We start from the raw sequence: 18,358 nt of genomic DNA on the forward strand, positions 1-18,358 counted from the left end.
AGGTCACCTACCTTAGACACGGACCGTCATTGTTCCTCAAGACACACGTGGGCGTCGAGGGAAAGATGTGGCGGTCCGAAGCTTAGTACCACGATCCGTTTGCGGATCGGCGGTAGGTCCTACTGTTGATTCGTTCCCCCTGCGGCAGGAGCAGAACCCAGTAGACCCAAGAATCTATTTTGCCACACTCCGGGGCAAGGCGCGAAGTCCCGGACACGCACGCGGAAAAGCGCATCGTGGATCCTGCCCCGGCCCGCCGGGCCTCGGTCCGCCACGTTGGTACCTCCTCCCCGCTGCCACCGCTTCATGACGGGCCGATCTCCGCCGCCAACCGGGCCTTGCGGGCCCAAAGGACCGGGAATCTGACGGCGACAACGCCCGACCAGAAGGCGGTCGATCGCCATGCTTGGACAGCACGGACTCCGGGCCGCGTAACCTCATACAACGCGCCGGTGCGCAAGGTCACAAACACTGGCGCGTTGAATGTTGTGATAGTTTCGCTTACGACCACACGGGGGCCCTTGCAAGGGCTGAGATCGAGCTGACGCAGCGAGAGACCGTTGAACCTGTCCGGGTAATGCCGGCGAAGGAAGTGAGTACTCCTTGAGCAACACCATTTCAATGCACAGCCCTGTCCAAGACGCCGTGGAACCCTCCGAGACGCAGTCCCTGAAGTCCCACTCGCTGGCCTACATCGAAGACAACGAGTCGGGGATCAGGGTCCCTGTCACACAGATCGCGCTGGAGCCCTCCCCCGGGGGAAAAGAGAACACACCCCTGCAGGTCTACCGCACAGCCGGCCCGGGAAGCGACCCGGTGGTTGGCCTGCCCGCGTTCCGCAGCACCTGGATCGAGGATCGCGCCGACACCGAGGCGTATGCCGGACGTAAAAGGAACCTGCTGGACGACGGGAAGTCAGCGGTCCGCCGGGGCAAGGCGTCGGCCGAGTGGAAGGGAAGGCGGCCGGTTCCCCGACGCGCACATGCCGGAAAGCGCGTCACCCAGATGCACTACGCCCGGGCCGGCGTCATCACCCCGGAGATGCGCTTTGTCGCCCTGCGCGAGAACTGCGACGTGGAGTTGGTGCGCAGCGAGGTCGCCGCGGGCCGGGCAATCATCCCGGTGAACATCAACCACCCAGAGTCAGAGCCAATGATCATTGGCAAGGCGTTCCTGGTGAAGATCAATGCGAATATCGGCAACTCGGCGGTCACCAGCTCCATTGCCGAGGAGGTGGACAAGCTGCAGTGGGCCACCCAGTGGGGTGCCGACACCGTGATGGACCTGTCCACCGGCGATGACATCCACACCACCCGCGAATGGCTGATCCGCAACGCCCCGGTCCCCATCGGCACCGTGCCGATCTACCAGTCCCTGGAAAAGGTCAACGGCGAGGCCAACGCCCTGACCTGGGAAATCTTCCGCGACACCGTGATCGAGCAGTGCGAGCAGGGCGTTGACTACATGACCATCCATGCCGGGGTGCTGCTGCGCTACGTGCCCCTCTCGGCCAACCGCGTGACGGGAATCGTCTCGCGCGGCGGGGCCATCATGGCCGGCTGGTGCCTGGCCCACCACCAGGAGAACTTCCTCTACACGCACTTCGACGAGTTGTGCGAGATCTTCGCGCAATACGACGTGGCGTTCTCCCTGGGCGACGGGCTGCGCCCCGGCTCCATCGCCGACGCGAACGACGCCGCCCAGTTCGCCGAGCTTGACACCCTGGCCGAGCTCACCGCGCGGGCCTGGGAGTACGACGTCCAGGTCATGGTCGAGGGACCCGGACACATCCCCTTCCACCTGGTGCGCGAGAACGTCGAGCGCCAGCAGGAGCTGTGCCAGGGCGCGCCCTTCTACACGCTGGGCCCGCTGGTGACCGACATTGCCCCGGGATATGACCACATCACCAGCGCCATCGGCGCCACCGAGATCGCCCGCTACGGCACCGCGATGCTCTGCTACGTCACCCCCAAGGAACACCTGGGGCTGCCGAACAAGGACGACGTGAAGACCGGGGTGATCACCTACAAGATCGCCGCCCACGCTGCGGATTTGGCCAAGGGCCACCCGGGCGCCTCCGAGCGCGACGACGCGCTGTCAAAGGCCAGGTTCGAGTTCCGCTGGCGCGACCAGTTCGCCCTGTCGCTGGACCCGGTCACCGCCGAGTCCTTCCACGACGAGACGCTGCCGGCCGAACCGGCAAAGACCGCGCACTTCTGTTCCATGTGCGGGCCGAAGTTCTGCTCCATGCGGATCAGCCAGGACATCCGGGATGAATACGGCTCGGCCGACTCGCAGGCGGCAATCGCCGAGATGGTGGGCGGAATGCGCGAAAAGAGCCAGGAATTCCTGGCCTCCGGGGGCAAGGTCTATCTGCCCGAGCCCGGGATGCCCGCCAGGGCGTAGCGCCGCCGGCTGTCGCCAACCCGCTCCGGGCCAGATGAAAAGGGGGCTGCCCCGCCTTCCCGCATCCGTGGGTAGGCGGGGCAGCCCCAACATTTTCCGGGCGGCCCTACTCGGGCGCGATCTCGTCCTTGGGCACGATGCGCCCCTCGACGATGGCGAAGCCGTTGTGCCAGAGGGTGTCCCGGTCGTGGCGGTTCAGCGTGGCCGGATCCAGCTGCACGATCAAGTCCGGGCGGCGGGCCGCGGTGCGCTCCAGCTGCTTGTTGCGGCGGAAGCGTGCGATCTTGCCGTGGTTGCCCGAGAGCAGCACCTCGGGAACCTCCCGGCCCTCCCAGGTTCCGGGCTTGGTGTACACGGGGTACTCCAACAGACCGTCGGAGTGCGACTCTTCCACCAGGGAGTCCGGGTTTCCGATGACCCCGGGGATCAGGCGGCCGATGGCCTCGACCATGGCCAGGACCGCCACCTCTCCCCCGTTGAGGACGTAGTCGCCGATGGAGACCGGGCGGACGTCGAATGCCTCGGCCGCGTGTTCCAGGACCCGCTCGTCGATGCCCTCGTACCTGCCGCAGGCGAAGGCCAGGTGCTCGGCCTCCGCCAGCTCGTAGGCCATGTCCTGGTTGAAGACGGCCCCGGCGGGCGAGGGGACGATGAGGATCGGCTTGTTGCCGCCGGCGCGGGAAACCGGGGACTCGGTGGCGATCCGGTCCAGGACCGCGCCCCAGGGCTCCGGTTTCATGACCATGCCCGCGCCGCCGCCGTACGGGGTGTCGTCCACGGTGCGGTGGCGGTCGTGGGTGTGGTCGCGCAGGTCGTGCACGTTCAAGTCCAGCAGCTTTTCCCGCCGGGCCTTGCCGATCAGCGAGAGGTCCAGGGCCGCGAGGTACTCCGGGAAAATGGAGACAACGTCAATGCGCATCGGGCCTAGGCTTCCTCTGCAGGCGCGTCGGTGCCCGCGGCGTCCTCGCGGTTGATCTCGAACAGGCCCTCCGGCGGGGTCATCAGGATGTAGCCGCCCTCGATGTTGACCTCGGGCACGATGCTCTCCACGAACGGCACGTAGATCTCGTCGCCCTCGGTGGATTCAACTACCAGCAGGTCCTGGACGTTGCCGGTGCGCAGTGCGGTGACCTTGCCGACGACCTTGTCGCCCACGCGTGCCTCGAGGTCCACGAGCTCGTGCTCGTACCAGCCCTCGCCGTCGTCCTCGACCTCTTCGGTGTCGATGAACAGCTTGGCGCCGCGCACCGTCTCCGCGGCGTTGCGGTCAAGCAGCTCCTCGAAGGCCAGCAGCAGGATTTCCTTGTTCCAGCGAGCGCCCTCGACGGTGAGCTGCTTGAAGGCAGGGTGCTCGACCTCGAACACGGCACCCGGGACAAAACGGTCTTGGGGTGCGTCGGTGAGGACCTGCACCGTCACCTCTCCGCGGATACCGTGCGGCTTGCCAATGCGGGCGACCTGGAGGCGCATGCGTTTTCTCCTTGAGTACAAATCGGTGGGTTGCCGGCCTTCGCCGGCAGGGGTGTGCGTTCAAGGGATTCGCGTCCCTGGGCACTTTTCTAGCTTCAATCTTACGTGCGACTTGGTGGTTGCAGGCCCGGCGCCGTTGGTGGCCGCATGGCGCGCCGAGCCTTAAAGCACTTTGGTCCCGCGATCCGTCATGGATCGTGGGACCAAAGCTACACAAAAAATGTGTGGTGAGGCTGGCTACCGACGACGGTCCGTGTCAACTACGTCAACACGAATCGGTTCCTCCGCCAGTGCGGCAATCACGGTGCGCAACGCCTTGGCGGTGCGACCCTGACGGCCAATGACCCGACCGAGATCCTCGGGGTGCACTCGCACCTCAAGGATGCCACCGCGACGATTCCCCTTCAACGCAACCTGCACGTCTTCAGGGGTGTCTACGATGCCACGTACCAGGTGATCCAGCGCATCAACGAGCACTGGCTACTCAGCCTCGGTTGCTTCTGCCTCGACCTCGGCCTCGGCAGCCGGCTTCTCGGCCTTCTTGGTGATGGCCTCGGGCAGGATGACCGAACCCTTCTCCGGAACAACGAATGCCGGCTTGGCTTCCTTGACGCGCAAGGTGCCTTCCTGGCCTTCGATGCCCTTGAACTTCTGCCAGTCACCGGTGATCTTCAAGATCGCGGCAACCTGCTCGGTCGGCTGGGCGCCGACGGAGAGCCAGTACTGCGCGCGGTCGGACTTGACCTCGATGAACGAAGGCTCTTCGGTCGGGTGGTACTTGCCGATTTCTTCAATCGCACGGCCATCGCGCTTGGAGCGCGCATCCATGACGACGATACGGTAGTAAGGGGCGCGGATCTTGCCGAAACGCTTCAGACGAATTTTAACGGCCACGGTAGTGGTCACTCCTGTTTTCTCAACATGTGCGAAGTCCTGTTTCTGCACCCGTGGGGCGGGCCATACCGCAGATCTTCAAAAGGACAGGATTCAACGCGGAGAGAGGGGCCACATCAAATCGAGTACCTGTCTATTATGCCAGAAAGTTTTGGCCGGATCGGACATGTCACCACAATTCCCTGAACCCGTGTCCGATTGCACATCAACCACGGCCCGGACCTGCGGAAACATGCGCCCGCAATTTCCGCTGACAAAGGGGATGATCGCCGTGCCCGCACCGTTCGGCGAGGCACCGACGTGAGATATTCTGTGTCCTTCCGGGACCGTTCAATTCCCGGGGAAACATGGCGAGGCAGGGAAATCGATGGCACTGGCAGACAACTGGAAACGCGCCCGGCCCGGGGACCCGTTTTGGGACGAGCAGGCCGCAGGTCTCGGAGCCTCCCACGTGGCTCCGCTCAACGAGTTGATCGGACGTCTGGGCGATGCCGGCGGAGTCCGGCTCCCGCTGGCCGCACCCTGGCACGGCGGGATCCATGCCCCTGCCCTGATCGTCCTGAACGACGCGGGCGAGCCGAGCGACGAGCCCACGTACTTGTGCGTCAGGAACCCGGACCGGGCAGCGGAGCGCCAGCGCCACCTGATGACGGAGTTCGGCATCGACCCGGCGGACTTCTGCCCCTGGAACGGATATCCGTGGCCGCGCATCGACCCCAAGCGGGATCTGACACCGGAGCAGTCGCTCGAAGGCGGAAGGGCGCTCCTGGAGGTCATGGCCCTGATGACGGACCTGAAGATGCTGCTGCTCCTGGGACGAAAGGCCCAGGACGCCGCCGACGCCGTGTTGCCGGACCTGGAGTCCGCATTCCCCGACTTGCACATCGTGCGTTCGCTTCATCCCCTGGGTGCCAAGCGGACCGTTGACAGGGTGGAGCAGAAGCGAGTCTGGGCAGGAATTGCCGATCGCCTACGGGAAGGCAAGCAGGGCTCATGACGTTCCCCGGCTGCTCCGCCGGCCGGCATCCCGGCTTCCACGAATCCATGGGCTGGCCACAAACAATCCAGTGACGCCCGCTACGTCGGGCCACCGGGGGTATGGGATCGACTCCCGCCCGTGCCATGCTTATGGCTCGACCCCCTCGAAAGATTCATGAGAGAACCCTTCATGCCCCGCAAAATGAACGACCCCGAATTCAGGAACTCGCAGGAATCGGGGTTGTGGGCCGAACACGTGGCACCCCTGAACTCCCTGGTCCAGGACCTCCGCGCCGATGCGCCAGGAGGCACCGGGACCCTTCCGTTCTTCGCGCCCCTTCATGGCGGCACCGACGCCACCATCTTGTGCCTGATGCCGGCTCCCGAGCTCGCCAACCGGGCCGAGGCCGGGGAGGACATCGTCTGCGCCGAGGATGACAATGCCGCCGCCGAGGCACTGGCCACGTTGCTGGAAGAGGCCGGGATCGACGCCAAGGAAGTCGTGCTGTGGCACGCCTACCCTTGGTACCGGGCCGAGGGCGCCTCCGGGCGCCTGACGGGTGCCGAGCAGAACGCCGGAGTCGATCCCATGGGCAAGCTGCTGCGCCTGGTTCCCAATCTCCGGGCGGTCATCCTGATGGGCAAGGGCCCGGAGGAATTCTGGGCCAAGGTCGCCAAGAAATCCCCGCAGGCGGTCTCACGCATCACTGCCATCCCCAGCTTCTCCCCCGCCCCGCTCTCACTGAGCGGCACCACGGCCCAGCGGGCCGAACGCATTGCCCGGCGTTCGGAGGCCATGCGCGAGGCCCGCAAGATCGTCCAGGCTCCCCGCGGCCCGGCCGGTCCCCGCCGCGAGACCATGGTCCGGGCCGAGGATCTTGGGCCGGAGCACCTGCGCCGGGTGATCGAGGTCAGTGACGGCAACCAGACCCTGCATGGCCCGCTGCTCAAGGCCTTCCAGCCGAGCCCCGAATGGCGGGTGACGCTGACGGTGGACGTGGCCGGCCAGCGCCGGGCACTTGGGGTCACGGCCGACACCTGGGTCCGGGTCTACCGCGGTGCCGGCATCCGCTAGCGCCCCGCGGGCCGTACCCGCGCACGAAAATGCCTGTCCGTCGAAGAGTGTTCTTCCGACGGACAGGCATTTTCACGTGTTCCCGAGGTGGCCAATTCGATCAGCCACGCCGCATGGCGGTTATTTCGAGACCTTGCGTACGGGATCAAGGATCGTTTCGCCCGCCGACTTCGTGCGCTTTTCGGCGCGCTTCTCCTTGATGGACTTGGAAGGTTTCTTGGCCTCGGCCTTGCGTGGTGACTTCGACATTCTGTGCCGTCCTAGCTGGGAATGCTCGGCAATCCCAAAAGTTAGGGGAAAGTACCCCTACCGCCACACCATACGCTGTATTGCTGCGAACTTGGCCGGCCTCGCCGGATTCCTCTCACGGCACCATGGGAATCCCGGGCCGGGGCCAAGGATCACTCGGCAAGCCATACCCGCGCTGCCGCCACCAGGGCCTCGATGCCCACGTCGAGGGTCGGCTGAATGAGCGGGGCAAAATGCGGCGAATGGTTCGACGGAATATCCTCGGGCATCCTGCCGGTGCTATCGAAGTTCTTGAACAGGCCCGGGTCCGCCCCGCCCAACAGCCAGTACACCAGGGGCACGCCGGCCGCCGTGGCGAGAACACCGACATCCTCGCTGCCTGCCACCGGACCCGGGTCAATGACCTTCCCCGCACCGAATCGCTCGACGAGCGCCGCGGTCACCCGCGCGGAAGCATCGAGGTCATTGACGGTCAGCGGGAAATGTTCCTCCAGCGTAATCACCGGTTCCCTGGGTGACCCCGAGGCCATGGCCTCCCCGCGCACGACCCGTTCGATGGAACTGAGCATCTTGGCGCGCACACTCTCGTCAAAGGTCCGCACGCTCAGGCCCAGGGTGGCCTGGGCAGCGATGATGTTGTTCTTGGTGCCGGCATGGATCTGCCCGACGGTGAGCACCGCCTGATCGCTGGCGGCAATTTCCCGCGAGACGATGCCCTGCAGGCGCATGGTGGCGGCGGCCGCCAAAAGCACCGGGTCCACGGTGGTTTCGGGGCGCGAACCGTGCCCGCCGGATCCGTGCAGGGTGATGTTCAGCGAATCGGCCGAGGCCATGGCAACGCCGGGGCGCAGCCCGAGCCATCCGGCGGGGAACGGCGCCACATGTTGTCCGAGCACCACGTCCGGCGCGGGCACCTTGTCGAAGAGTCCGGCATCGACCATCGCCTGGGCCCCGCCGCCGGCTTCCTCTGCCGGCTGGAAGAGCGCCACTAGGGTCCCCGACCACAAGCCGCGCTCGGCGGCCAGCCGTTCCACGGCACCCAGCAGGCAGGTGACGTGCACGTCGTGGCCGCAGGCATGCATCACGGGTACCGGACGTCCGTCGGAGTCTTTGCCCGTGGCGGTGCTGGCATATTCAAGGCCGGTCGCCTCCAGGACCGGCAAGCCGTCCATGTCCGCGCGCAGCATGACCGTGGGCCCGGGCCCGTTCGTCAGGACCCCGACCACCCCGGTGCCTCCGATGCCCTCCTGGACGTCCAGTCCCAATTCACGCAGGTGTCCGGCAACAATCCCGGCCGTGCGGTGTTCCTGGAAGGAAAGTTCGGGGTTGGCGTGCAGGTCGCGGTACAGGTTCTCGACGTCGATGCTCATGGGCACGAGTCTATGACCCCAATCCCCGACAGTGAATGGCAATGCCGTGTCGCCGCGCGTGGGCGTGTCGGCCACCGGATTCCCCGCAACACCGCGGCCGCACGCCACGGATTCGGGAGCACCAGCGGTCCGATCCGGGGATTCGGGCGTGCAGCGCATATTCTGGGTTCCATGCCCCTCACCGTCAGCAAGTCCCGGGCCCTGGCCCGGGCACTGCTCCCCCGGCATCCGGCCCAGGGCATCGCGCTCGGGTTCGGAACGGCGATTGCCCTGGGCACCGCCGTCCTGATGCTCCCGATCGCCAAGGTCGGAACCGGCGGCGCCGCATTCCTCGAGGCCCTGTTCACCGCCACCTCCGCCGTGTGCGTGACCGGTCTGGCGGTCGTCGACACCGCGACCTACTGGACCCCCTTCGGGCAGGTGGCGATCCTCGTGCTGATCCAGCTCGGCGGCTTTGGCATTATGTCCTTCGCCTCGCTGCTCGGGGTGCTGATGGCCAGGCGGCTGGGGCTCAAGTCGCGCATCCAGGCCGCGGCGGAAACCAAGAGCACGGGCTTCGGCGACGTGCGCTCGGTGCTGCTGGGCGTCCTGCGCATCACCGTGGCAACCGAACTGGTCGTGGCCCTGGCGCTGACCGTCCGCTTCGCCGCGGGGCTGGGCAACCCGTGGGGCCATTCCCTGTAGCTGGGCGTTTTCCACTCCGTCTCGGCATTCAACAATGCCGGGTTCGCACTCTTCAGCGACAGCCTGATGGGTTTCGTGGGCGACCCGTGGATCTGCCTGCCAATCGCCGCCGCCATCATCGTCGGCGGCCTGGGGTTCCCGGTGCTCTTCGAGCTCGGGCGGCACTACCGCAGGCCGCTGCACTGGACCATGAACACCAAGCTGGTTGTCGTTGGAACGGCCGTCCTGCTGGCCGCGGGCACCGTGTTCATCTGCGCCCTCGAGTGGTCGAACCCCAGGACCCTGGGCGTGCTGTCCACGGCTGACAAGCTGCTGGCGGGGTTCTTCCAGTCTGTCATGACCCGCACTGCCGGATTCAACTCCCTGGACTTCGGCCAGATGGATCCGGCCACCTGGCTGGGCGTCGACATCCTGATGTTCATTGGCGGCGGCCCGGCCGGCACCGCGGGCGGCCTGAAGATCACTACGTTCGCCGTGTTGTTCTTCATCCTGGTCACCGAGGTCCAGGGCGGCACCGCGGTGAACATCTTCGGCAAGCGCCTCTCGCGTTCGGTCCACCGCCAGGCGATCACCATCGTGCTGCTGGCCGTGGCGCTGGTCATCGGCTCCACCATGGCGCTGATGCTGATGACCGACTTCGGCCTGGACCGGCTGCTCTTTGAAACGATCTCCGCCTTCGCCACCGTGGGCCTGTCCACCGGCATCACCGCCTCCCTGCCCCCTGCGGGCCAGCTGCTGCTGGTGTTCCTGATGTTCATCGGGCGCCTGGGTCCGGTGACGCTGGCCTCCGCGCTCGCGTTGCGCGCCCGTCCCGTGATGTACGAATTCCCGAAAGAGAGGCCACTCATTGGCTAAGCACCATCTGTTCACCCCCAAGTCGATGGAACGCATCGCCGAGGCCAACTCGGTGGTTGTCATCGGGCTCGGGCGCTTCGGCGGGGCCCTGGCCCTGGAGCTGGCCGCGGCCGGCACCGAGGTGCTGGGCATCGACAACGACGAGGACATCGTCCAGTCGTTCAACGGGCGGCTCACCCACGTGGTGCGCGCCGACTCCACCAAGGAGGAGGTGCTGCGCCAGCTCTCGGTGCACGATTTCGACCGGGCGGTGGTCGGCATCGGCAGCGACCTGGAGGCCAGCATCCTAACCACCTCGGCCCTGCTGCGCTTCAAGAAGCCCACGATCTGGGCCAAGGCGGTCAGTGCGGCCCACGGCCAGATCCTCGAGCAGCTCGGCGTGGAGCACGTGATCCGCCCCGAGCAAGACATGGGGCGCCGCGTGGCGCACCTGGTCCGCGGCGCCATGCTCGACTACGTCGAATTCGAGGACGGTTTCGCGATGGTCAAGACCCGCCCGCCGAAGGAAGCGGTGGGCAAGGCCCTGGGAGACACCGGGATCAGGGCCAGGCACCATGTCACCGTCGTGGCCGTGAAGCGGCAGGACAGCGACTGGGACTACACCACCACCCAAACCGTGCTGCTCGAGGACGACGAGATCATCGTGGCCGGGGCGACTGCTGCCGCCGAACGCTTCGCCGCGCTGCTTTAACTGTGAATTGCCTTGGAAGATTCTCCGCGGACCGGGCTCGGGAAACGGGGCGCCAAAGGCGCAATGGCGCGCAGCTGGCCGCCCAGGCAGGCAAACGGGGTTCGGGCGGCGGACCCGGAGGCGAATAACCGGCGCCCCCGGATCCGCTAGAGTCTATAGGTACTATGGATGACCCCCCTTCCCACATGCCCTTGCCCCTCCGCCGCTGCGCCGGATTGAATCCGACAACCACCGGAGAGGGGCGCCTCCATGTATGAGTGGATCATGATCGGCATCGGCCTGGTCCTCACGGTTGGCACCGGATTGTTCGTTGCCTCCGAATTCGCCTTGGTCAACCTCGACCGGCACGAACTCGAGGCCCGCGCCGAGCGCGGCGAAAAGCGCCTGGGCACCACCATCAAGGCCCTGAAGATCACCTCGACACATCTCTCCAGCGCCCAACTCGGGATCACCCTGACCACGCTGCTGACCGGTTACACCTTCGAGCCAGCGATCAGCTCGCTGCTGCGCGGCCCCCTGCTGGGCGCCGGCGTCCCCTCGTCCGTGGTCCCTGGCATTGGCGCCGTCATCGGCATCTTCCTGGCCACCGTGTTCTCCATGGTGATCGGCGAACTGGTGCCCAAGAACTTCGCCCTGGCACTCCCGCTGGCCACCGCCAAGGTGGTGGTGCCCTTCCAGGCGGCCTTCACCGCGGTGTTCAAGCCGGTGATCCTGCTGTTCAACAACACCGCCAACTCCATCATCCGCTCCTTCGGCATCGAGCCGAAGGAGGAGCTCTCCGGGGCGCGGACAGCCGAGGAGCTCAGCTCCCTGGTCCGCCGCTCCGCGCTGGAGGGCATGCTGGATACCGACCACGCGACGCTGCTGCACCGCACGCTGCGCTTCTCCGACCACACCGCGGCCGACGTGATGACCCCGCGCGTGCGCATGATCGCCGTCGAGGCGACGGCCAGCGCGCAGGACATCGTCAAGACCGCCACGCTCACCGGGTTCTCCCGCTTCCCCGTCATCGGGCGGGACCGCGACGAGATCCTGGGCGTCGTGCACCTCAAGCAGGCGTTCGCCATCCCCTTGGAGGCCCGCGGCACCGTGGCCGCCACCGCACTGATGAGCGCGCCGCTGATGGTGCCCGAATCCATGGGCGTCGACTCGCTGCTGGGGCGCCTGCGCAAGCACGGCCTGCAGGTAGCCATCGTCTCGGACGAGCACGGCGGAACCGCCGGCATCGTCACCCTCGAGGACCTCGTGGAGGAACTCGTCGGCGAGCTCGAGGACGAGCACGACCGTGCCCGTGTCGGCGTGCTGACGACCGGGCGCTCGGTCACCTTCGATGCGTCGCTGCGCCCGGACGAGCTGCTGGACCGCACCGGCATCTCCGTGCCCGACGGCGAGGACTACGACACCGTGGCCGGCTTCGTCGCCGACGAGCTGGACAGGATTCCGGAGCCCGGGGACGAGGTCCAGCTTGACGGCGGCACGCTGCGCGTCGAACGGGTCGTGGGCACCCACGTCCAGCGCCTGAAATTCACCCCCGACCCGACGCCCGGGAACCCGGCCGCGGACGAGACCACCCTGGAGCAGAGTCGATGAGCGAGTACCTACCCGGAATCATCTGGCTGGTGGTGCTGCTGGTCATCAACGCGTTCTTCGTCGGCGCCGAGTTCGCCGTGATCTCCGCCCGCCGCTCGCAGATCGAGCCCAAGGCGGAGGCCGGCTCCAAGGCGGCCAAGACCACGCTGTGGGCCATGGAGCACGCGACGCTGATGCTTGCCACCAGCCAGCTGGGCATCACCGTGTGCTCGCTGGTCATCCTGAACGTCTCCGAGCCGGCGATCCACCACCTGCTGGAAATCCCGCTGGGGTTCACCACGCTCTCGGCCGAGGCCATCGGCGTGATCGCCTTCATCACCGCTCTGCTGCTGGTCACCTTCCTGCACGTGGTCATCGGCGAGATGGTCCCGAAGAACATCTCCTTCTCGGTGCCCACGCGCGCCGCCCTGCTGCTGGCTCCCCCGCTGGTGCTGGTGGCCCGCATCTTCAAGCCGGTGATCTGGACGCTGAACGGCATCGCGAACTCCGTGCTGCGGCTCTTCAAGGTCGAGCCCAAGGACGAGGCCACCAGCGCCTTCACCCTCGACGAGGTGGCGGGCATCGTCGAGCAGTCAACGCGCGACGGGGTGCTCTCCGACGCCAGCGGCACCCTGGGCAAGGCGTTCGAGTTCACCTCCAAGAAGGTCTCCGACGTCGAGGTGCCGATCGGGGCCATCGTGTTGCTTCCCCAGGAATCCTCCCCGGCCGACATCCAGCGAACGGTGGCCAGGCACGGCTATTCCCGTTACATCCTGGTGAATCCGGAAGGCGAACCGTCCGGCTACCTGCACCTGAAGGACGTCATGGACCTCACCACCCCGCAGGCCTTCGCCGCCGCGGTCCCGGCCAAGCGCATCAGGACCCTGGCCTCCGTCTTCGGCGGAAGCGAGCTGGAGGATGCGCTGGCGGCCATGCGCCGCAGCGGATCCCACGTGGCCCGCGTGTTTGACGCCGAGGGCGCCACCACCGGCGTGCTCTTCCTGGAGGACATCATCGAGGAACTGGTCGGCGAGGTGCAGGACGCCACCAGCGCCTAGGCAACCCCACCGCCGCTGCGGCAGCGAGAACGGCCCATCTCCCGATCGGGGATGGGCCGTTTTCGTTCGTTCCGGTGCCGGGGGGATTTACCGGCGCAGCGTGATCGAATCGATCGCCGCGGCTGCCTCGGTGGCAAGTTCCTTGGGCATCGGCGCGCTCTTGGCCGAATCGGCGGCGACCTGCTGGCCCTCGTCGCTGACGACGTAGTGGCCGAAGGCCTTGACCAACTCCACCGTGTTCGGATCGGTGTAGCCGCTGCAGACGATGAAGTAGGAGACCAGGACCAGCGGGTAGGCTCCGGGCTTGGTGGTGCCACGGTCAAGTTCCAGGGCAATGTCGTTGGCGCCGCGGCCGGGGACCCGGTGCGAGGCGGTGACGGCAATTGCCGCCGACTCGCCGCTGACCGCCACGAAGGAATCGCCCACGCGCAGTTTTCCCTTGCCCAGGGTCTTGTCAACGAGCGAGTCATCGGCGTAGGTCACCGCACCCTCGGTGCGGGCCACCGTGGTCACGACGCCGGAGTTTCCCTGCGCCTGCTCGCTGCCCAGCCCGCCGGGCCAGGAGCCGGAGGGGTCATGCGTCCAGTTATCGGGGGCGGCGGCGTGCAGGTAGTCGGTGAAGTTCTCGGTGGTGCCCGAGTCGTCCGAGCGGGCGACGGCCGTCAGCGGGACATCGGGGATGGAAACGCCGGGGTTCAGTTCCTCGATGGCGGGGTCCTGCCACGAGGTGATCTTGCCGCTGAAGATCTTCGCGATGGTCGCGGCATCGAAGTTCAGTTCCTTGATGCCCGGCAGGTTGAACGCGACGGAAATCGGCGAGATGTAGGTGGGGATGTTGATGGCGCCTTCCGGCCCGCATATCTCCTGGGAGCGGGCCACTTCCGATTCCTTCAGGTAGGCGTCGGAGCCGGCGAAGTTGGTGGCGCCGGCCAACAGGCCCGCGCGTCCCGCACCGGAGCCCACCGAGGCGTATTGCACCTGCACCTTGGGGTGCATCGTGGCGAATCCGCCGATCCAGGCGTTCATGGCGGAGTTCTGTGCGCTGGAGCCGCCGCCGGTGACGGTGCCCGAGAGGTTGGAGGTGTTGTTCTCCGCCGCCTGGCGTTGTGCCTCGCCCAGCGGGTAGTCGGCGCCGCAGCCGGTGAGCACCAGGCCGAGGCCAAGAACCGCCGCAATCCGCCGCTTTGGCAGGGCATGGAATACGGGCACGGCGGCCATCGGGTTTTCAGCCTGGTGCGGCAAGGAGTCCTCCTGGTTAACAACAAATGATCAGAACCTAGTCGACCATAACTCGCCCGCTGTCCGCCAACTGAACTTGCAGGCGGTGAGTTCTATTAAGCAGGAACTATCCAGGGCGACGAAAATACCAAAGACACCACGTCAACTAGGTAATACCCAGCGGTCAACGGTTATGCCCAGAACGCTGGCCCAACGCGGCGACCAAAGTCGATGCGACAGTCCTGACGCCGCCTACTGCCGCCGACGGGGTGGCGGCGCGGATACCGGATGCACCCGGTAGTAGTCGGTGCCGGGCATCCGCGGTGCAGTGGAGGTGTGGACGTGGCGGCTGGAGGTGGTGACCCGCAGCGTATGCCTGTCCCCGGGGATCGGGGATTCCTCCCAACCGGGTGCCTCCTTGGTCGCATTGCACCAGGCGCACCGTGAACTGGCATTCTCCGCCCGGGTCGCCCCGCCGCGGGCGGATTGGACGACGTGGTCAAGGTGTTGGATCCGGCCGCCGCAGTACGGGGTGCGGCAGAACTGGTCGCGCACGTTGATGAACTGTTTCAGCCCGCCGGAAAACAGGCGGGTCTTCTGGTCCATGGCGACCAGGTCTCCGGTGCCCGGAGCGGTATAGAGGCGCGGACCAAGGAATCGAGCGGGTTGGCCGGATTCCCGGCGAACAGCTCACGTGCCTTTTGGGCGGATATGATGCCGTAGCCCTGCAAGTACGCCGGTTCGGGATGCCCCTGGAATAGCGTCCGGTCGGTCATCACCACGCCCAATTGCACGGGAAAGCTGGCGGGATCGCTGACGCCGGTCAGCGCTTCCAGCACGGTGTCGGCGGCGACTTGGGCACAGTTGCGCCCGTCGCCTGCGGCCTGTGCGCGGCCGGTTTCCCGGGCGAGGACCTGGGCAATCGCCACTCCGTATTCGGTGGGCAGTATTCCGACGAGCTTCATCCGGTGCGCGTCGAGCGGATAGATGTTGACGTAGCGATCCTTCATCGCCTTGGCTGCCAGGTCCGTCTCTTTGTCGCTCACGTAGGCCAGGGCCCAGTGCCGGACCATCGAGGCAAGTTTCGTCCCGCCAAGCCCGAAGCAGGTGTGCACGTCGGTGAACAGACGGGCGTCGATCTCCCCCTGGCCGCCGGGTCCAGGTGCCGCGTTTCGCGGTAGATGATCTGCGCCTCGGCCGCATTGACCACCCCGTATTTCAGTCCCTGCAGGGTGAAGGGCAGCCCGGAGACGAGCAGCCGGCAGAAGTTCACGTACTCAACCCCGGAACGCGGGGACTCGTGCCGCGCCATGGCTACATCGGCACCGATGCCCCACTCCGGGTGCTTCTGGCGCACCCCGCGCTCGGCGCGGTCCGAGGTGACGGCATCCACGTGGGCACAGGTGATTTCGGCCTGCACGGCGCCGGCGCAGGATTTCAGGGACTCCAGCGCGCCGATCCCCTCGACCATCTCGAATGGCTCGACCTCAATGGGGGTCCGGCCCAGCGCCAGTGTCACCGTGCGGATCCCGTCCACCCCGGTCAGGGCGAGGTACTCGGCAAGGAACGCGTCCATGTCCAGGCCGCGGCCCACCAACGCACCGTAGGACAGCTCATCCGGCAGCACATCGGTACGAACAGCATCTGTGATGCTGCCGGAACCCGGGCCCGATGACGACGTTGCCATGAACCCAGTCTAGAAAAGCGCACCGACAGTTTGGACTCCGAAAGTCGGCAGCCCGATGAAAACCTCGATTGACTTCGGTGCAGGCAAATTGAACCAGGACCTCGGCAAGCCGGCTCCGGAAACCCTGGCTACTTGCCCTGGTCGCCCACCAGTTCGGCGTGGCCGTGCAGCGTTCCGGTGGCGAATCCGATGGACACCGGTTGCGGCCCGCAGCATGATTCCGCCTCGGCCTCGGGCGTCGGCGCAGTACATCCGGCGGCCTGTTCCCCGGTCGCCGGGGAGTCGCAGGAACCGCCCAGGTCGGTGGAGCAGACGCCGGTTTCGGGTAGCTGCAGTTCGAGATTGTCGGCGGCGTCCCGGTCCCCGGCCAGCGAGGCGGCGATCGAGCGCACCTGCTCGTATCCGGTGGCCATGAGGAAGGTCGGGGCACGCCCGTAGCTCTTCATGCCCGCAATGTAGAAGTCGGGTTCGGGATGGGCCAGGATGCGTTCCCCGTGGGCGGAGACCGTGCCACAGCTGTGGAACTCCGGATCGATGAGCGGGCCGAGCTTGCGCGGGGCCTCCACGATTTCATCCAGATCCAGGCGAAGTTCCGAAAGCATGGAAAGCTCGGGGCGGAACCCTGTGGAGGGCACCACCAGGTCGACCTCCAGCATCCGTCCGTCGGCGAGGCCGACTTCGAGTCTGTCGCCGCGCCCAAGGCTGGAGATTGAAACGTTTTCAAGAATCGAGATGTCGCCGTTTTCGACAAAGCGGCGCAGGGAAGTGCCCAGCTGGCCGCGGGCGGGCAGTTCGTCCGCCGCCCCGCCGCCGTAGAGGCGGATGGGGTTGGCAACCCCGCGCAGGCCCCACAGGATTCGGGTGTCGGGGTGCCGCTGGCGCAGCCGGCCCAGGCTGATCAATGTGTTGGCAGCGGAGTGGCCGGAACCCAGCACCAGGACGGTCTTGCCGGCGAAATGCTCTCGGCCCGCCCCCAGCGGATCGGGAAGCGGGGAGGTGACGAAGCCCGTTGCCCGGGCTTCGGCCTCGCCGTTCGCCTCGATGCCGGAGCGGCCCACGGGGTTGGGGTTCCCCCAGGTTCCCGAGGCGTCGATGACGGCCCGGGCCAGCAGGTCCTCGGGGCCCCATGCGGTGGCGGTGCGCACCAGGAAGAGGGAGCCGTCGCGGCCGTGGGTGCGCGCCTTGTCAATCCCCCCACCGTCGGGCTGGATCCGGGTGATGGCGGTGACGCGGTGCCCATAACTGATCGTGGGCGCGATCCTCGGGTGGGCCGCCAACGGCTCGAGGTATTCCTCAACCAATTCCGCGCCGGTGGGGAGCCGGGTTTCGCGCGGTGCTTGCCAATCCCCGGCGTAGCCGTCCACGGGGGTTTCCAGCAGCCGACGGGACGCCGCATCAATGTTCCAGCGCCAGGTGGAGAAGAGCCTGATGTGCCCCCACTGCCGGATGGCCGCACCGGGGCCGCGCCCTGCCTCGAGCACGCGGACCTCCTGCCCGCGTTCGAGCAGGTGTGCCGCGGCGGCCAGCCCGATGGGTCCGGCGCCGATGACAATCACCGGGTAGGTCTCGTTCATGGGGTTCTCCTTCATTGGGGAGTCGACGGCTTGGCGGTGATGTGGTCCGCGTCGGCGGGCGTGGAGGTGGACTTCGGGGCCGTCCCTCTCCGGAAATAATATATCGACGAACGTCGATATATTGAGTATCCTTGCCTATATCGACGATTGTCAATCTCCGCTGCGGAGTCGAAAAGAAAGCGACGGATGCCACATGTCCACAACGGTTGCCATCAATGCCCGCGAGGAAACCGCCTTGGTCTCCGCCGGCGACACGAACTCCCCTTGTTGCGTTCCCGCCCACGGGCAGGAAGCCCTCGAAGCCGCCGCGGCCGAGGCCCTCGCGGCGCGTTTCAAGGCGCTCGCCGACCCCAACCGGCTGCGCATCCTGTCGATTGTCTCCTCGTCTCCCGAGGCCGAGACCTGCGTCTGCGACCTGTCCGAGCCCTTGGGACTGGGCCAGCCCACCGTCTCCCACCACCTGAAGATCATGGTCGAGGCCGGGCTGTTGAACCGCGAGAAGCGCGGCGTCTGGGCGTACTACTCGTTGGTTCCCGGCGCCCTGGACTCCCTGGCCGCAACACTCGCACCGAAGGCATGA

General features: G+C 66.5%; 18 protein-coding genes, 1 pseudogene and 1 riboswitch. Of the genes and pseudogenes, 8 read left to right on the forward strand and 11 right to left on the reverse strand.

What is annotated here, in order from left to right:
• Positions 1-501: 501 nt before the first annotated feature.
• A riboswitch (TPP riboswitch) is annotated at positions 502-609 on the forward strand.
• A gap of 12 nt (positions 610-621) precedes the next feature.
• Positions 622-2,406 carry a phosphomethylpyrimidine synthase ThiC gene (gene thiC, locus KRR55_RS06405; RefSeq protein ID WP_254455938.1) on the forward strand — a complete coding sequence of 595 codons (1,785 nt, stop codon included), beginning with the start codon at positions 622-624 and terminating at the stop codon, positions 2,404-2,406.
• Between the two features lie 106 nt (positions 2,407-2,512).
• Here the strand turns inward: thiC and trmD are convergent, their stop codons facing one another.
• The 4 genes from trmD to rpsP all read right to left on the reverse strand — a co-directional run bounded on the left by trmD (position 2,513) and on the right by rpsP (position 4,770).
• Positions 2,513-3,325 carry a tRNA (guanosine(37)-N1)-methyltransferase TrmD gene (gene trmD / locus KRR55_RS06410; protein ID WP_217388208.1) on the reverse strand — a complete coding sequence of 271 codons (813 nt, stop codon included), beginning with the start codon at positions 3,323-3,325 and terminating at the stop codon, positions 2,513-2,515.
• A gap of 5 nt (positions 3,326-3,330) precedes the next feature.
• The gene (gene rimM / locus KRR55_RS06415) at positions 3,331-3,876 is read right to left on the reverse strand and encodes a ribosome maturation factor RimM (RefSeq protein ID WP_217388209.1); all 546 of its coding nucleotides are present in this window, start codon (positions 3,874-3,876) and stop codon (positions 3,331-3,333) included.
• Between the two features lie 237 nt (positions 3,877-4,113).
• A complete protein-coding gene (locus KRR55_RS06420; protein ID WP_217388210.1) occupies positions 4,114-4,353 on the reverse strand; it encodes an RNA-binding protein in 240 nt (79 codons plus the stop codon).
• A gap of 3 nt (positions 4,354-4,356) precedes the next feature.
• Positions 4,357-4,770: a 30S ribosomal protein S16 gene (rpsP, locus tag KRR55_RS06425; RefSeq protein WP_217388303.1), complete on the reverse strand. Its 414-nt coding sequence runs from the start codon at positions 4,768-4,770 to the stop codon at positions 4,357-4,359.
• 367 nt (positions 4,771-5,137) lie between these two features.
• Between rpsP and KRR55_RS06430 the strand changes: the two genes are divergently transcribed.
• Positions 5,138-5,767, forward strand: a complete 630-nt coding sequence (locus KRR55_RS06430; protein ID WP_217388211.1) for a uracil-DNA glycosylase family protein — start codon at positions 5,138-5,140, stop codon at positions 5,765-5,767.
• A 171-nt stretch (positions 5,768-5,938) separates the two neighbouring features.
• The gene (locus KRR55_RS06435) at positions 5,939-6,823 is read left to right on the forward strand and encodes a uracil-DNA glycosylase family protein (protein WP_217388212.1); all 885 of its coding nucleotides are present in this window, start codon (positions 5,939-5,941) and stop codon (positions 6,821-6,823) included.
• A gap of 120 nt (positions 6,824-6,943) precedes the next feature.
• Here KRR55_RS06435 and KRR55_RS20480 read toward each other — a convergent pair whose 3' ends face one another.
• Together KRR55_RS20480 and KRR55_RS06440 are read right to left on the reverse strand one after the other, a co-directional pair.
• Positions 6,944-7,072 carry a hypothetical protein gene (locus tag KRR55_RS20480; RefSeq protein WP_256449130.1) on the reverse strand — a complete coding sequence of 43 codons (129 nt, stop codon included), beginning with the start codon at positions 7,070-7,072 and terminating at the stop codon, positions 6,944-6,946.
• 152 nt (positions 7,073-7,224) lie between these two features.
• Entirely contained in the window at positions 7,225-8,442 is a 1,218-nt protein-coding gene (locus KRR55_RS06440) for an amidohydrolase (RefSeq protein ID WP_217388213.1), read from the reverse strand.
• Between the two features lie 288 nt (positions 8,443-8,730).
• On the opposite strand from KRR55_RS06440, the pseudogene KRR55_RS06445 reads away from it, so the two are divergent.
• The 4 genes and pseudogenes from KRR55_RS06445 (at position 8,731) to KRR55_RS06460 (ending at position 13,299) form a co-directional block, all read left to right on the forward strand.
• Positions 8,731-9,981: pseudogene (locus tag KRR55_RS06445) on the forward strand (TrkH family potassium uptake protein).
• Positions 9,982-10,006: 25 nt separating this feature from the next.
• Positions 10,007-10,672 carry a potassium channel family protein gene (locus tag KRR55_RS06450; protein ID WP_217388304.1) on the forward strand — a complete coding sequence of 222 codons (666 nt, stop codon included), beginning with the start codon at positions 10,007-10,009 and terminating at the stop codon, positions 10,670-10,672.
• Between the two features lie 249 nt (positions 10,673-10,921).
• Positions 10,922-12,262: a hemolysin family protein gene (locus KRR55_RS06455; RefSeq protein ID WP_217388214.1), complete on the forward strand. Its 1,341-nt coding sequence runs from the start codon at positions 10,922-10,924 to the stop codon at positions 12,260-12,262.
• Positions 12,259-13,299, forward strand: coding sequence for a hemolysin family protein (locus KRR55_RS06460; protein ID WP_217388215.1), 1,041 nt, complete (start codon positions 12,259-12,261; stop codon positions 13,297-13,299). The genes KRR55_RS06455 and KRR55_RS06460 overlap by 4 nt, the downstream gene beginning before the upstream one ends.
• 87 nt (positions 13,300-13,386) lie before the next feature.
• Here the strand turns inward: KRR55_RS06460 and pstS are convergent, their stop codons facing one another.
• The 5 genes from pstS to KRR55_RS06485 form a co-directional block, all read right to left on the reverse strand.
• Positions 13,387-14,517, reverse strand: a complete 1,131-nt coding sequence (gene pstS, locus KRR55_RS06465) for a phosphate ABC transporter substrate-binding protein PstS (protein ID WP_217388305.1) — start codon at positions 14,515-14,517, stop codon at positions 13,387-13,389.
• A gap of 252 nt (positions 14,518-14,769) precedes the next feature.
• Positions 14,770-15,123 carry a hypothetical protein gene (locus KRR55_RS06470; RefSeq protein ID WP_217388216.1) on the reverse strand — a complete coding sequence of 118 codons (354 nt, stop codon included), beginning with the start codon at positions 15,121-15,123 and terminating at the stop codon, positions 14,770-14,772.
• On the reverse strand, positions 15,087-15,563 hold the full coding sequence (locus KRR55_RS06475) for a hypothetical protein (RefSeq protein WP_217388217.1): 477 nt from the start codon (positions 15,561-15,563) through the stop codon (positions 15,087-15,089). Before KRR55_RS06475 ends, KRR55_RS06470 begins: the two co-directional genes overlap by 37 nt.
• Positions 15,560-16,204, reverse strand: a complete 645-nt coding sequence (locus KRR55_RS06480; protein ID WP_217388218.1) for a hypothetical protein — start codon at positions 16,202-16,204, stop codon at positions 15,560-15,562. The genes KRR55_RS06475 and KRR55_RS06480 overlap by 4 nt, the downstream gene beginning before the upstream one ends.
• Positions 16,205-16,332: 128 nt before the next feature.
• On the reverse strand, positions 16,333-17,778 hold the full coding sequence (locus tag KRR55_RS06485) for an FAD-dependent oxidoreductase (RefSeq protein ID WP_217388219.1): 1,446 nt from the start codon (positions 17,776-17,778) through the stop codon (positions 16,333-16,335).
• A 193-nt stretch (positions 17,779-17,971) separates the two neighbouring features.
• Here KRR55_RS06485 and KRR55_RS06490 point away from each other — a divergent pair, with 193 nt between their 5' ends.
• A complete protein-coding gene (locus tag KRR55_RS06490) occupies positions 17,972-18,358 on the forward strand; it encodes an ArsR/SmtB family transcription factor (protein ID WP_217388220.1) in 387 nt (128 codons plus the stop codon).

The organism is Paeniglutamicibacter quisquiliarum (assembly GCF_019084045.1).
GTDB classification, from domain to species: Bacteria; Actinomycetota; Actinomycetes; order Actinomycetales; family Micrococcaceae; genus Paeniglutamicibacter; species Paeniglutamicibacter quisquiliarum.

Excerpts from the sequence above, each read along its gene's own strand:
- KRR55_RS06440 (WP_217388213.1), bottom strand. The coding sequence starts at position 8,442 with ATGAGCATCGACGTCGAGAACCTGTACCGCGACCTGCACGCCAACCCC.
- trmD (WP_217388208.1), bottom strand. The coding sequence starts at position 3,325 with ATGCGCATTGACGTTGTCTCCATTTTCCCGGAGTACCTCGCGGCCCTG.
- KRR55_RS06455 (WP_217388214.1), top strand. The coding sequence starts at position 10,922 with ATGTATGAGTGGATCATGATCGGCATCGGCCTGGTCCTCACGGTTGGC.
- KRR55_RS06470 (WP_217388216.1), bottom strand. The coding sequence starts at position 15,123 with ATGGACCAGAAGACCCGCCTGTTTTCCGGCGGGCTGAAACAGTTCATC.
- KRR55_RS06435 (WP_217388212.1), top strand. The coding sequence starts at position 5,939 with ATGCCCCGCAAAATGAACGACCCCGAATTCAGGAACTCGCAGGAATCG.
- KRR55_RS06430 (WP_217388211.1), top strand. The coding sequence starts at position 5,138 with ATGGCACTGGCAGACAACTGGAAACGCGCCCGGCCCGGGGACCCGTTT.
- KRR55_RS06450 (WP_217388304.1), top strand. The coding sequence starts at position 10,007 with ATGGAACGCATCGCCGAGGCCAACTCGGTGGTTGTCATCGGGCTCGGG.
- pstS (WP_217388305.1), bottom strand. The coding sequence starts at position 14,517 with ATGGCCGCCGTGCCCGTATTCCATGCCCTGCCAAAGCGGCGGATTGCG.
- KRR55_RS20480 (WP_256449130.1), bottom strand. The coding sequence starts at position 7,072 with ATGTCGAAGTCACCACGCAAGGCCGAGGCCAAGAAACCTTCCAAGTCC.
- KRR55_RS06480 (WP_217388218.1), bottom strand. The coding sequence starts at position 16,204 with ATGGCAACGTCGTCATCGGGCCCGGGTTCCGGCAGCATCACAGATGCT.
- KRR55_RS06485 (WP_217388219.1), bottom strand. The coding sequence starts at position 17,778 with ATGAACGAGACCTACCCGGTGATTGTCATCGGCGCCGGACCCATCGGG.
- thiC (WP_254455938.1), top strand. The coding sequence starts at position 622 with ATGCACAGCCCTGTCCAAGACGCCGTGGAACCCTCCGAGACGCAGTCC.
- KRR55_RS06490 (WP_217388220.1), top strand. The coding sequence starts at position 17,972 with ATGTCCACAACGGTTGCCATCAATGCCCGCGAGGAAACCGCCTTGGTC.
- rimM (WP_217388209.1), bottom strand. The coding sequence starts at position 3,876 with ATGCGCCTCCAGGTCGCCCGCATTGGCAAGCCGCACGGTATCCGCGGA.
- KRR55_RS06460 (WP_217388215.1), top strand. The coding sequence starts at position 12,259 with ATGAGCGAGTACCTACCCGGAATCATCTGGCTGGTGGTGCTGCTGGTC.